Below are 15,416 nucleotides of genomic sequence, written 5' to 3' on the forward strand. Positions count from 1 at the left end.
AAGTGTAAAAATTTATACTTTCTAATCTTATAAAGAGAAACCCGGGTGAACAAGCACCCGGGTTTCTCTTTACAAATTTAAAAGAAATCATAGAAGAATGGCTTAAATGCTGGGATTGCATGCTCCAGCTCCTTGACTTCATTGATGTCTCCCTTGAGAAGTTCTAACTCAAATAATTCAAGAGGGCGTTTATAGCCGAATAACATGGCTGTTAAAGTGTTGATGTTCAATTGCAGTCCGCGCTTTGGAGCAGTTACACATGTACTCCCCTCTTTCACAGGGTGAAATGTAACTTCTTCCTGCCCTATTATATATGTCCCTGTATTCCATGGAGCAGCTGCATCATCCAGATGAAGAAACACATTTTTCCCATCAGTGCTCGTGTTAAAAGGATAGCTAGATAATGCTTTCTCAGCATTGACAATTCTGCCCATGAAATATGGATAAATTTCAGTTTTGAGCTTAGGCTCCTTTAAAAAGTACGGGAATGGCTCATGGACTGATAACAGTACTTCCACTCGATCTACCATTGAATCATGCTGGCAAATGAAATTCCACAGTCCTTTTCTCGCTTCATGGGATAGAGAAACGTATTCCTCAACCTTCATAACATTTTCTTTAATCTCGTATAACAGGTAACCTGACGCTTCATTTTTTGAATCATAATAAACAGCTGCTGTTTGTTCACCATATATACTTGTGCTCCACCATTCCGAATCTCTTGCTAACATCGCGCTATGCATTGCTGCATATTGATCATAAACCCTCTCGATATCCAATGAGTGATTCTTCTCTGTATGTCGTTTAATTTTTCCTGATTGCCTATCTACAGGTTTTAGGTCTATTTTATCAATAGTTACCTTCCTATTGTCTGAAATGATCTCCCAGCCAAACCTTCTATAGAAATCAATCTGGAATGGATGAAGGAATGAAACAATATTTCCATTTTGATTCATATCCTCCAGTGCCCTTTTCATCAAGGCGTTTACATGCCCTTTCCGTCTGTGCTCAGGATAGGTAGCAACACCTGCAATACCACCCATTTTCCAATTCTGTTGACCCAGCTTTACATTCAAAGAAAGAATATGCAATTTTGAAGCAAGATCTTCTCCTTCAAAGATCCCAAGCAAGCGATGTTTCTTTAGGGTTTCCAACCGTTTAGGAATATCACTTTCCGGTACTTTATATTGAAAAGCATACATTGATAAATTCATTGACTCCAGATAATGTTCTTCGGATAAAACATTAATATCCAAGCAAATCCAACCCCCTTTATACAACCTAATAAATTCGTCTATAAAAGCGGAAATACCTTCAAGAAATAAAAAAAACATTGCTATAAGCAATGTTTTAAAGTCTGCTATGTGCCGAGTATCGCCTTGATGACCGAAGTTGTTTCTCCGCCTTTGTAGAACACATATAGAAGCAGGTAAACTGCAACCCCCGTGATACCAGTAAAGAACCAGGTAACACTAGTGACAGGTCCAAGTTTACGATGGCGCTCTAATTTGTTCTTATATCCTGTGTAAAGCGAGATAATTCCAAGGACAGCACCAATAGTAGCAAGTGTAATATGGAAAATTAAGAACATCGTATAGTAAATCTTGATATCATCAGGTCCTCCAAATGATGTATTTCCAATGAAAATCGTCCTTGATGCATAAATCACAAAGAATATGATGGCGAATATCCCAGCCAGTGTCATAGTCTTGCGATGCTTATCAATCTTTCTTTGTTTTATTTGGGCCCAGCCAATTGCCACGGTAATCGCACTTAAAACAATAAATGTGGTGCTGATTGTCGGCAGGATCGGTAAATTAGACATATATGTACCTCTCAATCATTATTTATCCATAAAGTTAATTGTAGGTGACCTGTCTCTTTTTTTCAATCTTTGATTGTTGTAAACTAATAATTTTTTTGACGGAGTGAAGACCCATATTAAACAACAATAAAAGCTTCCCAATAAGGAAGCTTTTGCAATTTGTTATTACTTAATTGGCTGTGGCGCGCTCGCAAGATTAATCGCATCCTGTTCAGCCTGATGATCCTCTTCATTACGGAACCATTGGAAGAACGCGTATCCAAGGAAAATGCCATAAACAATTTCCTGAATGACCTTCATGATTACTCCGCCAAGCTGCTGATCATGCAGAAGCGAGATAGAACTGAAGGTTTCCGGACCACTGAGATCCAGGCTCGATAGCATTGTAGGCGGTACACATAACTTCAAAGCCTCACCCCATGCATTAGGGTCGGAGAAAGTTGCGTACATTGGTGTATCGGCAAAGATGATCAATGCGCATGCTGGTGTAATTAGTACACCGTCAGCAAAGATATACCCCATTTTCTTAACTCCGGATAATGTCTGATATTCTTCTAATTTATTGACTAGCGGCCACCACATGAACATCGCTAGTATAAATAGAACCGTTGTGTAGCCTGCATGCAGCCACATGTCAGTTTTTACAAAATCAAAAATCAACGGGATATGGTAAATAGAAAATATACCATTGAACATGATCAAAGCAATAAGCGGCTTTGTGAAAAAGCGGAACAACGGGTCAACTACCGGCAGCGATAAGAACGATCTCCACAGCCAGTCAGGCAAGCCGAAAATCAATAATGGAGGTACGACAAGGTAAAGTACTGCCATTTGAATCATATGCATATAAAAGGTTATATGCGCCATCAGATCCACAGGCGAACCTTTAATGATATACAGCACGATGACAGCAGAAGTAAAATAAACAGCCTGCTTTCGTGTTGCTGGTACACCTTCTTTGAAACGATCATAGTACTTGAAGACAATTAGATAATATGCAACTAATAGAGCTGCCATAACGAGAAAATATACCGGACTCCATAGTGCTCTGAATCCAAATATATCTAGAGTAAGCATCGTATTTCACCCCGTCCTGTTTAAGAACTTTACTTTCATTATACTTCCAAAGGTATGTTACTTCAATAAAACGGTTCTGCCATTAATTGTTAGTATACTCGCTTACATAGAAAAAATCGGCCAAAAGCCGATTTTTTCTTTAGTCATATTACCACCAGATAATTGTTGTGAAAGCCAGGATTGTTACGGCTCCTACAACGACTCCAGAATAAAGGAACAATGCAGGTGCTTCATGTCCTTTGTGGCTCATGTGCATGAAATAGTATAGCTGGAAGATTACCTGAATCACAGCAAGCAGAAGGATGAACGGAACTGTGAACCAGTCTGAGAATCCATCATATCCAACTGCAACGAAAGCAACAAGTGTCAAGAAAATCATCAATGCAAAGGAAACGATTTGGTATCTCATCTCTTCGGCGCTTTTCTTGCGACGATATTCGACGTCCACTCTTGGGTTCCCTGAACTTGGTTGTTGATTAGCCATCAGTTTATCCCACCATTCCCATTAGATATACAACCGTGAAGATGAATACCCATACAACGTCGATGAAGTGCCAGTAAAGGCTGGCCACATAAAATTTAGGAGCGTTGTAAAGGTTCAATCCACGCTTGGAGTTACGGACCATCAGTGTGATGATCCAAGCAAGACCGAATGCAACGTGAGCACCATGGAAGCCTACTAAAGTATAGAAGGCTGATCCAAATGCACTGCTAGTGAATGTGTGCCCGAATGCATGTACATAGTGATTGAACTCGTAAATCTCAAGAGCAAGGAAAGCTCCGCCTAGAGCAACTGTCAATCCAAGCCATAGCTGCATTTTCTTAAAATTAAAGTTCTTCATATGATACATAGCATATACACTTGTCAAAGAACTTGTTAAAAGAAGCATTGTCGCCGCAAAAGCCAGCGGAATTTCAAAGATATCCTTAGCAAGCGCATGGTCAGCACTTGGTACCTTATCCTTCAATGCAAGATAAGTTGCAAACAAAGTCGCAAACAATACTGTCTCTCCGCCAAGGAAGAACCAGAAGCCCAAAAACTTGTTCTTTGCTTCGAGGGTTGCTTTTTCAGGCTCCGCAGGCCATGTTTCATAAGTGAATTTTTCTTCAGCTTGCATTATGCCTTTGCCCCCTTATCATTATCATCGTCCATTAAGTCTTCTTTATGAATATGGAATCCATGATCATCTTTAATAGAACGTACGAACATCGCTCCTAGAGTTACTGCCATACCGAGGATCAAGACTAGCAGTCCCCAGCTTGTATCAGCACGGTACATTGCACCAAATGCTGCGATGAAAAGACCAAGTGAGATAACGAAAGGAACGAAAGAGTTATTCGGCATATGGATATCGCCAAGCGGTTCTGCAGGCGTCATTTCCTTCTTGCCTTCCATTTTCTCCAGCCAGTAAGCATCCAGTCCGCGTACAAGCGGAAGTTGCTTGAAGTTGTAGAATGGCGGCGGAGATGAAATCGCCCACTCTAGTGTACGGCCGTCGCCCCATGGATCATTTCCAACTTTTTCGTTTTTAACTTGTGTCATGATTACGTTAATTAATAGAACGATTGTTGCAATCGCCATAAAGATAGCACCGATTGAGCTGATCAGGTTTCCTGTTGCAAGCCCCTGTCCAGGCAGGAATGTAAAGATACGACGAGGCATCCCCATCAATCCAAGGAAGTGCTGAATGAAGAACGTCAGGTGGAAACCAAACAGGAATAACCAGAACGTGACTTTACCTAGAGTTTCATTTAGCATTGTGCCAAACATTTTTGGCCAGTACAGGTGTGCACCTGCAAATAGTGCGAATACTACTCCACCAACGATAACATAGTGGAAGTGAGCGACTACGAAATAGCTGTCATGGTACTGATAGTCAGCAGCTGCTGATGCCAGCATGACACCTGTTACACCACCGGCAACGAATGACGGAATGAAGGCTACAGCCCAAAGCATCGGAGTCGTAAACTTGATGCTTCCGCCCCACATTGTGAACATCCAGTTAAAGATCTTGATACCTGTTGGTACGGCAATTGCCATTGTCGCTACCGCGAAAATCGCGTTTGCGATCGGTCCAAGACCAGTTGTGAACATATGGTGAGCCCATACCATGAATCCAAGGAAACCGATCAATACAGTCGCGAATACCATGGATGAGTAACCGAAAAGACGTTTTCTAGAAAAAATCGCAAAAATCTCTGAGAAAATACCGAAGGCCGGCAAGATCAAGATGTAAACTTCCGGGTGACCAAAGATCCAGAAAAGGTGCTCCCAGATGATTGTGTTACCGCCATTTGCTACATCAAAGAAATTAGAACCAAACATACGGTCAAAAATCATTAAGAAAAGACCAACAGTCAGTGGAGGGAACGCGAACAGGATAAGAGCTGATGTTACGAATGTTGCCCAAGTGAACATCGGCATTCTCATATAAGTCATTCCCGGGGCACGCATGTTAATGATCGTTACGAGGAAGTTAATCCCCCCGATTAGTGTACCCGCACCCGAAATTTGCAAACCAAGTGCATAAAAGTCGATACCATGTGTTTCAGACGCCATTGCAAGTGATGCGTAAGAAGTCCAACCAGCATCTGGAGCTCCACCCAGGAACCATGAAAGGTTAAGGAATACTCCACCAAAGAAGAATAACCAGAATCCTAATGAGTTCAAGAATGGGAACGCTACGTCACGCGCTCCAATCTGGAGTGGCATAACAGCATTCATGAATGCAAATACGAGCGGCATCGCTGCCAGGAATATCATTGTTGTTCCGTGCATCGTCAGGATTTCATTATAGAAACCTGCGCTTACAAAATCATTATTAGGTACAGCTAGCTGAATACGGATGAACAAAGCTTCAAGTCCGCCTAGGATGAAGAAGAATCCGCCAGCAATTAGATAAAGGATTGCGATTTTTTTATGGTCAACCGTTGTCAGGTAATCCCATAACGTTGCGCCGAATCCCTTTTTCTGAGCATAGGTACTCACAGTTTTACCTCCCTTTCAAACAAATCCCCTGTTATTTCTGGACTTTCAAGCCCATTAGATATTCTGTTAATGCATCAAGTTCTTCAGTAGAAAGCTCAGGATACTTGCCAGTCATCTTGTTTGCTGGCTTGTATGCTTCTGGGTCTTCCAGCCATTTCTTGATATTTTCTTCTGACATATCCAAGACACCAGCAACGCGTGAACGATCGCCGAAGTTTGTTAAGTTAGGACCAACACGAGCCGCTTCAGGAGCCGTGTTTGCCGGAGTTACGGCGTGGCATCCGATACAGCTGTTATTGAAGATTTCCTGGCCTTGCTGAGCAGTTGCAGTTTCTGCCTGAGCAGGTTCTTTAACTCCTTGCATATCTGCTACCCACTGATCGAATTCATCACGTGGCAAAGCTTTTACTTTGAAATCCATCAATGCGTGTGAAGGCCCACAGAGCTCAGCACATTTTCCGTAGAAAAGTCCGCCAGCTTCGTCAGCACCTTTACTGTCAAACTCAAGCCAGAATTTATTGATGTTATCGGTATTAGTATCCATCTTTCCTCCAGCAGAAGGAATCCAGAAAGAATGCTTTACATCAGAAGCCTTAAGATTAAAGTAAACCTTTTCATCAGTAGGGACTACTAAATCCTGGCTAGTGATGATCTCTTCATTTGGATACTCGAATTCCCACCAGTAAAGATTCGCGCGCACGTTAATTACAAGCGCATCAGTCTTTCCTTCAGCGTTTTTCTTTTCCATTGGGGAAACATCCGCCAACTTAAACGTTGCAGCAACTGTAGGAACAGCAAGAATTAGAAGCAATAAGATCGGAATAACAGTCCAAAGGATCTCAAGCTTGTGGCTTCCCTCGACCTGCTTCGGAATTTCGTTGTCATTCTTCCTGCGAAACTTCATTATGACATAAATAAAAATGATTGTGACGACAGCAATTACTCCCACCATAATCGCCGTGCTCAACAACATAAGTTCATACTGGGATTGAGCAACTTCACCTGCAGGTCTTAATGTAGACAGGTATGGCTCACCACAGCCGGACAAGACTAATGCCATCAATGTGAACAATGACAGCAGACGCCATTTAGCAAGCATCTTCATAGCTTAATTAAACCCCTCTTTCGTAAAAAATCTTATAAATTTGGTTGTAAAAAAATATATGGAAAAATCCTCTCTCAACAAAGAGTGGATCTCCTAACGAAGGTTAGATAAGTGTGACAATTACCATAGCGACAAACATGACAGTTAAGTATTGTAAAGAATATACAAACATCAGTTTTGCCCATTTCATATCATCTTTAAGCTTTTCAAGGTAGATTCCCAATACAAGCCATCCAATATTCAGGATCGTTGCAAGAATCATGAATGGTATTCCAAGTTCATGAAGGAAGAATGGCAACGGGAGTAAGGCTGTTATCCATAGGAAAACAGATCTCTTGGTCGCTTTGAATCCTTTCACGACAGGAAGCATTGGTATACCAGCTGCCCGGTATTCCTCTACCCTTCTCATTGCCAGAGCATAGAAGTGAGGTGGCTGCCACACAAAAACGATGGCAAAAAGCATCCATGCCATTACGTCCAGGTTAGCGTCCACTGCAGCCCAGCCGATTAGCGGTGGAACTGCTCCTGAGATACTGCCGACAATTGTATTGGAGACATATTGTCGTTTTGACCACAATGTATAGAGAACCACATAACTAAAAACGCCAAACAACCCGATTACAGCAGCTGTGATGGTAGTTGTTAGCAAAAACGCGGTTCCAATCCCGATCAGCAAGAAGCTCATCAAGGCCACTTTTCCCGGCTGAACTTTTCCAGTTACAGTCGGCCTGTCTTTTGTTCGCTCCATTAAATGATCGATATCCCGATCGATGTAGTTATTCAGGCTGCAAGACCCGGCAACAATCAATGAAGAACCGATCAATGTCGCAAGAATCAAATCAATATTATCCAGAAACCGCGCTCCGCTAAAATGGAGAGCTAGCCATAATCCAGTAAAAGTCGTCATAGCATTGGAATTTACAATCCCTACTTTAATGAGGGCAAGAAAATCTTTCATCATCGTCTTCTCCACGATTGCAGGCTGTCCGTCCTCTAATACAGCTTCTGATAAAGCTTTTGAATTAGACATCCATATCCTCCTTCATCCCTTTTCCTTCAAAATTTCAGAGACGAAATTTTTACAAAAAAAAGAAGAGTATTTGTACTTTATATTCCGGATAGTTTTCACTATTCTCAACGTGTAAAGGCTGTTAAATGTTTGTGTAGAAAAATAAAGCCTACGTTGTATATTAAATCACACTTCACAACTTTTTTGTGAATTTTTTTTGAACAAAATTTGACTAATTTGTGTCTTACCGCCATTATCCATAAAGATTATTTTTATTGCAAGGAATTTTGACTTGATATTAGTAGATTGTTGGATGTCTTCTTTCTTACGAATATACATATTCTTGGATAATATTTTCATGTCTGTAAAATTGCTGGTATGTAAACTCATCATTTTTCACGCCTTATTGCTGCCATGAGCATTTTACCTATAATTCTAGTTATTGTCCAACTATAATAGTAAGTATTGAAATATTAACTATTATTGTGTAGTATCTTAAGTATTGTTTTCTATCCTTTTTCGTCAAAATTCGTTATTATAGGGATAGAATTTTTTCTTTTCTACAAGCTTCTTCCATTATACATGTCAAGTTTATTATTTGACAACTTATCGAACTTTGAATAAGCAGGTGATGATCATGAATCGTTCCCTTAAGTGGATTGCTGTTTTAACCACGATTGGGATGCTTTTTGTTTTGCTCGGAGGAGCGTTGGTTACAAAAACCGATTCCGGAATGGGCTGCGGCAAGTCTTGGCCCCTTTGTAACGGAGAATTCGTTCCTACGGATATTACTCCCGAATTGGTAATAGAGCTTGCCCACAGGTTAGTGTCGGGCAGCGTAGGCATCATGGTACTAATCTTATCTATTTGGACATGGAAGGTTATTGGGCATATACGCGAAACGAAGTTCTTGTCTGTTCTGTCTTTCTTCTTCCTTGTTCTACAGGCATTGATAGGAGCTGCCGCTGTTGTTTGGGGACAATCTGATTTTGTCCTGGCACTTCACTTCGGCATTTCGCTCATCTCTTTTGCTGCTGTACTTTTATTGACCATGCTAATTTTTGAGGTGGATAAAAAATTCCAGGCCGATAAATTAGTGATTGATAAAAGAATGAAGTTCCATATTATCGGACTTTCCATATACAGCTACATTGTAGTTTATACCGGTGCTCTTGTCCGACATATGAATGCCAGCCTGGTCTGTAAAGACTGGCCATTATGTACAAATGGCGGCCCCTTCCTTCCTACCAACATTTATGAATGGGTACAAATGGGACACAGGGCTGCAGCAGGTTTCATTTTTATTTGGATCGCATATGTCACCTACATTGCCGTCAAACACTACAAGCATGAAAGAGTACTATACTGGGGATGGATCATCTCAATGGTTCTCGTGTCACTGCAAGTCATTGCCGGCGCATTTGTCATCTTCACTAGATTGAATTTGTACATTGCCCTAGGGCACGCTTTCTTCATCTCTGTTCTGTTTGGGGTTTTCAGCTACTTTATCCTTCTGGTTTCCAGGAGCAAAAAGAATGCCGCAAAAGTACAAAACACTAAACCCGTTGACCTTTCTCCGGCAACGGTAAAATAAAAAGCTGCAGCAGACGCTGCAGCTTTTTCTCTGTATATGATTACGACCTGAACTTGAACGAATTTTGGTTTACAACAGCTTTTGCAGGCTTAGGCTGGGCTGTCTTGTCCTTCTTATATTTCTCTTCATATTTTACAAACATCGAAACATTCACCAGTATCCCGGTGGCAATCGCGAGCTGCAGCAATGATGAGCCTCCATAACTCACAAAAGGCAATGGAACACCTGTTAGAGGAATAACCCCTGAAGCTCCACCAAGATTGACAAACGACTGAATGCCAATCATACTGGCAATCCCAATTGCAAGCAAACTGCCAAAAGGATCCTTGCACTTAAGCCCGATATGAATTCCTTTTAAGACGATAAATGCCAGACTCAACAACACAAACCCTACACCAAAAATCCCCAACTCCTCAGAGATGACTGCGATGATGAAGTCTGTGTGAGGCTCAGGCAAATACCCAAGCTTCTGGACACTTTCGCCAAGACCCAGACCTTTTAAGCCCCCCGATCCAATAGCATAATAGGAATTGGCTAGATGATAACCTGTATTTTGTTCATCTGTGAAAGGATTGCTGTATGCAGTAAATCTGCCTATCCTTGTTTCAGAAAAGATTTCATCCTGAAGGAACAGAACGAAAGGAGCGAGGAATCCAAGTCCAAATAATATCAGTTTTGCGATATTCTTCAGATTCATTCCTGAAGAAATAATTATTGTTGAAGCAATAGCAAAAATAATTGCTGCTGTACCGAAGTCAGGTTGAATTGCGACTAGCATACATACTAAAATCAAGTAAACAAGAGGTGGTACGACCCCTTTATTAAACTGGTTTATGTAGGTCTGCTTTTTAGCATATACGGCTGATAGATAGATGATTACACTTAACTTTGCAAACTCTGATGGCTGCAGGCTTCTTGCTCCAACCTCAAACCAGCTCAATGCATTGTTCGTCACTTTCCCAAATAAAAACAGCGCACCTAGCCCACCCAGGATAAACACTACCATCGGCAATAAAACCTTAGTGCTTTTCATCGCCTTGTATGGGAAGAATGCCGCTACCACAAACAGGAATGTTGCAAGTAATAAGTTGAACTTCTGTTTTTGAAAGAAGAAATCACTAGGATAATCATACCTCTGGATGGCAGTGACCATGCTGGCACTGTAAACCATGACAAGGCCAAACAAGCACAAGAGCGCAATAGCAATGATCAATGAATAGTCATAGGATTTCAGTATTTTTTTTAACATCGTCTCTTCCCCATCTTCTAAGTTGTTTAATCTATTCTACTATAAGTTGAAATATCCTGCCTTTGTTTAAGGAAAAGTTATGGAATTCTTAATATATTGTCATAGAAGTGTAATGCAGTCTTCGAGGGGACACTTGAATGGATATAAGAATTAAAAAGCTAATGGAAGTAACATTACTTACAAAAGATATACCACAAAAAAACTCAAACAATCGTTTAGGACTGTTTGAGTTTTCAGGATTTATTTTTTTAACGAAGCTTCATGCAATATGGAAAGCTCTTGCTCCAATTGGTCGAGAATTACTTTCCCATCTGATTCTTCGATTAAGCCGAGCCTTACTGCAAAATCTATCTCTCTTGATAATCCAAACATTTGCGTATCTAAAACCTCTTCATAAAGAGGGCATTGAGGCATTGTCAGGTTATCCATTTGCACTTTGATCAGCTTTAAAATTTTATCAGCGTCAGCCTTTAACAAGGCATGGGCTTTTTCCTGATGGTTAATTATCATATCAGACGCCAACTTGATCCCCCCGTTTCCGAGCGATTACCCAATCCTATCTTTAAATTTTACCCTTAAGTGGACAAAAAAGCAAGAATATTAAGGATGCAGATATTAATGATTAGCGTGCTGTAGATGGGTTGAAATGACAACTCATAAAATTATCGCTATACTGAATTAATAATATGTAAAGATTCAGGAGGGAATTATGGAAACAATCATCCCAATCAAAGGAAAAGTCAAATACAAGATCACTTTGGATCCGGGTGTATGGATATTCGACGATCGAAAAGTAGACTTGAATACATATTTCAGCGAAGATCAGGAGCGCGGTAATGCCCTTGAAGAGTATACGAAGTCAATCTCAAAACATTGGGATCGTGAAATTATGGAGGGCGCAGTCTATCCACCAACCCTCAAAACAGAAGTGAAGTTCGAAAAAGAAAAAGTCCTGACTGGCACATTCGGCATACCATTAAAGCCATTTCTTGTTAATGCAGAACCAGAGCAGACGGCGAAGAATGTAGTGATTGAATATGGGGAAAATGACCAGGTATCACTTTCACTCGAAACAGCTTCCGGCCTCATCCTCGGGTTTTCCAAGGACGGCAAACCTTTAAAAGAGGACGGGCCGCTGCATGTATATTACCAGGATGGTTCCAATAAGGAGAACCCAATCAAAAATGTTACCGGTTTTACCATAGAATAATATGTAAGGTACTGCCAACGGGCATCCCAGAAGGGTGCCCGTTATTTTATTGTCTCTCTGCCCGTTTGTCTTTTTTATCTGACATCTCAGATTCCAGTATGAGTAATTAGTTAATTTAAAAGGTCGGCTGCTAGCTGGGCAAGAGATGACCTTTCTCCTTTAACGAGCTGGACATGACCGGCAATATGCTGGTCTTTGAACTTTTCAACCACATAGGTCAACCCATTATTATAGGCATCCAGGTATGGGTGGTCAATCTGGTCAGGGTCACCCATCAAGACAATTTTACTGCGCTCCCCTACCCTGGTCAGAATCGTTTTGATCTCATGCTTTGTCAGGTTCTGTGCTTCATCAATGATTATGAATTGTTCCGGAATGCTCCTGCCCCTTATATACGTTAATGCTTCTACCTCGATTGACCCCATCCCTGCCAGTATGGCATCAAGTTCGCCCGGTTTTTTTGTATTGAAAAGGAATTCAAGATTATCATATATCGGCTGCATCCATGGTCTGAGTTTTTCCTGCTTTTCACCAGGCAAAAAGCCCAGATCTTTACCTACTGGTACAATTGGCCTTGCTACAAGCAGCTTTTTAAAAATTCCCATGTCCTCAGTCTGCAGCAGACCTGATGCCAGAGCGAGCAATGTCTTTCCAGTACCTGCACGCCCTATCAAGGTGATCAAAGGCATGTCTTGTCGTAAAAGCAGCTCCATCGCCATAATCTGCTGAACATTTCTTGGCTTGATTCCCCAAGTGTGCTTACCTTCATGTTCAAAAATAAGCTTTTTCACTTTTTTATTTTTTGTATCAACCATTCCTATCGCGGATGCAGAGCTGCCGAGAATGTCCTTCATGATTACGAACTGATTTGGGTAAAAAAAGTTTTGCCCCTTTAAATCAGAGATGTTAAGTTCTCCACTTTCATAAAAACGATTTAGTTCTTCTATCTGTATATACACTTCTGCATAGCCTGAATACAGATGGTTAATTTCCACAACCCTGTCGCTTAAAAAATCTTCAGCGATCAGACCGATTGCATCAGCTTTTACTCGGACAAGCGCGTCCTTACTGACCAGTATTACCGGACGCCCATCTTCCTTCGTTTCTTCTTCAAGGCTTAAGTTTTTAGCCACCGCCAGTATTCGGTTGTCATTTGTTTTTTCAACAAAGATTTCCTGAAGTTGATGGAAAGATCGATGGTTCAGCTCGATCCTGAGCGTCCCTCCACCTTCAAGGTTGATTTTCTCATGCAGCTTCCCTGTCTCCCTCATTCCGTCTATGAGCCTTGAAACCTGGCGTGCATTGCGCCCAATCTCATCCATATATCTTTTCTTTGAATCCACTTCCTCCAGAACTACAGCAGGTATGACAACTTCATTGTCTTGAAAGGAAAAAATCGCGTGCGGATCCTGTAGTAAGACGTTTGTATCCAGTACGTATATTTTACTCAAATTGATGCCTCCCGCCTTATTGATCTCGACTTTGGCCAACTTGGCAGCCTTGGCCGGGACTTTGGTAAAATATATGACTTTTTGAATAAAGATAGAAGATATTTTGCACAATAACCTTTGAGCATTTCTTTTTTTGTTGCTTTTGTCATCAGCTTTATGCCTGCTGCATTATCCTTCGGAGCTCTCATCCAAAGGGTCTGGATGACATGTGAGATGCAAAGGCAAAAGTTTACCGGAAAGAATACACAATGCGAAATCTGCCTTCTTCATTTACATTTCTAGTTGTTTTAAGAACTTTTTTAAAAGAATAAATAACCGGAGGGGTTCATTGATGATAAGATTGGTTGCTGCAATTTCGTTTGTGTTGTTATTGACTGCGTGCAATGGACAAAACAACGCAAATAAAGCTGACGAAGATCACAAGGTCAAGGTCCAGAATAGTGCGATCAAGGAAGTTGACCGCCAATCTGGCCAGGAGATTTCCCGCCATCTTGTGGACTTGACCACTCACATCCCGAATGTTGATGACGCTGCGGCTGTAGTGGTTGGTCGCTACGCTATTGTGGGTATCGACGTAAATGATAAAATGGAGAGGTCTGAGGTAGACACTGTTAAATATACGGTTGCGGAAGCCTTAAAAAAAGACCCTCACGGTGCACGTGCAGTAGTGGTTGCCGATCCTGATATCACAGCGAGGTTAAGGGAGATATCAGAGGATATACAAAACGGCCAGCCAATCCAGGGAATTATGAACGAACTTTCAGATATAACCGGAAGAGTCATACCCGAGGTTCCCGCAGACATGATTGAACCGCAGACTAATAGCCCGACTGAGGATCCAAAGAAGAAGCTTAACAAAGAAGAACAAAAACAATTAGAGAAGGACCAGGAGGAACAATCTAACTACCATAAGTAACAAGAAAAGCTTAGTCTGTCGACTAAGCTTTTCTCATTGCATCCATAACCTGGTTATCAAGACGCGCTGCTGCATCTTTATCGTAGGTTTTGTCATATTGAGGTTCAGCGACAATTTTTGATCCATAGAACATAACGTCCCTTACTTCACTGACTTTGATTTGTACTAGCGCAAGCTTCAAAGGTACACCTTCAAGTTTTTCTTGATTTACGCTGGCCGTCCCGCTGATTGAATATGTAGATTCATTAGCGATTAGGTTGATTACCGCTTTGTCATTGCTCTTGATATTCTCGACGATTCGAGAGCGGTTATCAACCGCAAAATAAACGGTACCCTCATCCTTTGCAAGCACCCAGGAAATCGCACTGACATTCGGGCCGCCGGTTTCGTGATCCACTGTCGCCAAGGTGACAAAACGTTCTTTTTGCAATTCATCAACCAACGGTTTGATTAGTTTAGGTTCTACTTGATTTGCCATATTCACCCTCCTTAAACTATCATAATAGTACTACGAACTCTTTAAGCAGGGCAAATCAAATGATTTTCCCTGCTAAGACTGTAAACAATGATATACTATAATATAATCAAAACTCAATCAGGCTATGTATGATAATTATTAATAAGAGGTGTAACAATGAGAGTCAAATGTGTACTGTGCGATAAAATCGAGAATATTAACAGCGATACCCTTCAGGCTAAGCGGCTTCGAAACCGGCCGATCCATACATATATGTGCGATCCTTGTAATGAACGAATTGCTGATAAGACGAACAACAGGATTGCCACCGGGAACTTCAAGCTGTACCGTTCCAAGGTTACAAAGGATGATTGGTGATTGTGATTAACCAACTAGGCAGTGCTAGAAACTAACACTCAGGTTGGCTATATTTTGCGAAAATCCGCATAAGGGTACCTTTCTTGGCTAATGATACCCTTATGCAAGCATCTCCTCCTCTATAAGGGTACCTTTCTCGGCTAATGATACCCTTAC

The 15,416-nt window shown here is 41.2% G+C and carries 16 protein-coding genes; 4 read left to right on the forward strand and 12 right to left on the reverse strand.

The genetic code is table 11. The features are described 5' to 3' along the window. Nucleotides 1-77 precede the first annotated feature (77 nt). From TY49_RS08800 to cyoE, 8 genes are all read right to left on the reverse strand, one after another. On the reverse strand, nucleotides 78-1,256 hold the full coding sequence (locus tag TY49_RS08800; protein WP_041965543.1) for a GNAT family N-acetyltransferase: 1,179 nt from the start codon (nucleotides 1,254-1,256) through the stop codon (nucleotides 78-80). Between the two features lie 104 nt (nucleotides 1,257-1,360). Beyond that, nucleotides 1,361-1,825, reverse strand: coding sequence for a DUF420 domain-containing protein (locus TY49_RS08805; protein WP_041965544.1), 465 nt, complete (start codon nucleotides 1,823-1,825; stop codon nucleotides 1,361-1,363). A gap of 165 nt (nucleotides 1,826-1,990) precedes the next feature. After that, entirely contained in the window at nucleotides 1,991-2,902 is a 912-nt protein-coding gene (gene ctaG / locus TY49_RS08810; protein ID WP_041965545.1) for a cytochrome c oxidase assembly factor CtaG, read from the reverse strand. Nucleotides 2,903-3,050: 148 nt separating this feature from the next. Beyond that, the gene (gene ctaF, locus TY49_RS08815) at nucleotides 3,051-3,386 is read right to left on the reverse strand and encodes a cytochrome c oxidase subunit IVB (RefSeq protein WP_041965546.1); all 336 of its coding nucleotides are present in this window, start codon (nucleotides 3,384-3,386) and stop codon (nucleotides 3,051-3,053) included. Nucleotides 3,387-3,390: 4 nt separating this feature from the next. After that, on the reverse strand, nucleotides 3,391-4,020 hold the full coding sequence (locus tag TY49_RS08820; RefSeq protein ID WP_041965547.1) for a cytochrome (ubi)quinol oxidase subunit III: 630 nt from the start codon (nucleotides 4,018-4,020) through the stop codon (nucleotides 3,391-3,393). Beyond that, complete coding sequence (gene ctaD, locus TY49_RS08825; RefSeq protein WP_041965548.1) at nucleotides 4,020-5,891, reverse strand: cytochrome c oxidase subunit I; 1,872 nt, start codon at nucleotides 5,889-5,891, stop codon at nucleotides 4,020-4,022. Before ctaD ends, TY49_RS08820 begins: the two co-directional genes overlap by 1 nt. A gap of 31 nt (nucleotides 5,892-5,922) precedes the next feature. Next, nucleotides 5,923-6,996, reverse strand: coding sequence for a cytochrome c oxidase subunit II (gene coxB / locus TY49_RS08830; protein WP_041965549.1), 1,074 nt, complete (start codon nucleotides 6,994-6,996; stop codon nucleotides 5,923-5,925). 103 nt (nucleotides 6,997-7,099) lie between these two features. After that, nucleotides 7,100-8,026, reverse strand: coding sequence for a heme o synthase (cyoE, locus tag TY49_RS08835; protein WP_041965550.1), 927 nt, complete (start codon nucleotides 8,024-8,026; stop codon nucleotides 7,100-7,102). Between the two features lie 616 nt (nucleotides 8,027-8,642). Here cyoE and TY49_RS08845 point away from each other — a divergent pair. After that, entirely contained in the window at nucleotides 8,643-9,599 is a 957-nt protein-coding gene (locus TY49_RS08845) for a COX15/CtaA family protein (RefSeq protein WP_041965552.1), read from the forward strand. Nucleotides 9,600-9,639: 40 nt separating this feature from the next. On the opposite strand, the gene TY49_RS08850 is transcribed toward TY49_RS08845, so the two are convergent. Together TY49_RS08850 and TY49_RS08855 are read right to left on the reverse strand one after the other, a co-directional pair. Then, on the reverse strand, nucleotides 9,640-10,848 hold the full coding sequence (locus TY49_RS08850) for an FtsW/RodA/SpoVE family cell cycle protein (RefSeq protein ID WP_041965553.1): 1,209 nt from the start codon (nucleotides 10,846-10,848) through the stop codon (nucleotides 9,640-9,642). 240 nt (nucleotides 10,849-11,088) lie between these two features. Further along, complete coding sequence (locus TY49_RS08855; protein WP_041965554.1) at nucleotides 11,089-11,370, reverse strand: Fpa/YlaN family protein; 282 nt, start codon at nucleotides 11,368-11,370, stop codon at nucleotides 11,089-11,091. Between the two features lie 187 nt (nucleotides 11,371-11,557). Here TY49_RS08855 and TY49_RS08860 point away from each other — a divergent pair, with 187 nt between their 5' ends. After that, a complete protein-coding gene (locus TY49_RS08860; RefSeq protein WP_041965555.1) occupies nucleotides 11,558-12,058 on the forward strand; it encodes a hypothetical protein in 501 nt (166 codons plus the stop codon). Between the two features lie 110 nt (nucleotides 12,059-12,168). Here TY49_RS08860 and TY49_RS08865 read toward each other — a convergent pair whose 3' ends face one another. Beyond that, on the reverse strand, nucleotides 12,169-13,509 hold the full coding sequence (locus tag TY49_RS08865; protein WP_041965556.1) for a PhoH family protein: 1,341 nt from the start codon (nucleotides 13,507-13,509) through the stop codon (nucleotides 12,169-12,171). A gap of 331 nt (nucleotides 13,510-13,840) precedes the next feature. Here TY49_RS08865 and TY49_RS08870 point away from each other — a divergent pair, with 331 nt between their 5' ends. Beyond that, nucleotides 13,841-14,425, forward strand: coding sequence for a YhcN/YlaJ family sporulation lipoprotein (locus TY49_RS08870; protein ID WP_041965557.1), 585 nt, complete (start codon nucleotides 13,841-13,843; stop codon nucleotides 14,423-14,425). Nucleotides 14,426-14,447: 22 nt separating this feature from the next. Here TY49_RS08870 and TY49_RS08875 read toward each other — a convergent pair whose 3' ends face one another. After that, nucleotides 14,448-14,903: a pyridoxamine 5'-phosphate oxidase family protein gene (locus TY49_RS08875; protein WP_041965558.1), complete on the reverse strand. Its 456-nt coding sequence runs from the start codon at nucleotides 14,901-14,903 to the stop codon at nucleotides 14,448-14,450. 156 nt (nucleotides 14,904-15,059) lie between these two features. Between TY49_RS08875 and TY49_RS08880 the strand changes: the two genes are divergently transcribed. After that, complete coding sequence (locus TY49_RS08880) at nucleotides 15,060-15,260, forward strand: YlaI family protein (RefSeq protein WP_041965559.1); 201 nt, start codon at nucleotides 15,060-15,062, stop codon at nucleotides 15,258-15,260. Nucleotides 15,261-15,416 lie beyond the last annotated feature (156 nt).

The organism is Mesobacillus selenatarsenatis SF-1, from assembly GCF_000813125.1.
GTDB lineage: Bacteria > Bacillota > Bacilli > Bacillales > Cytobacillaceae > Mesobacillus > Mesobacillus selenatarsenatis.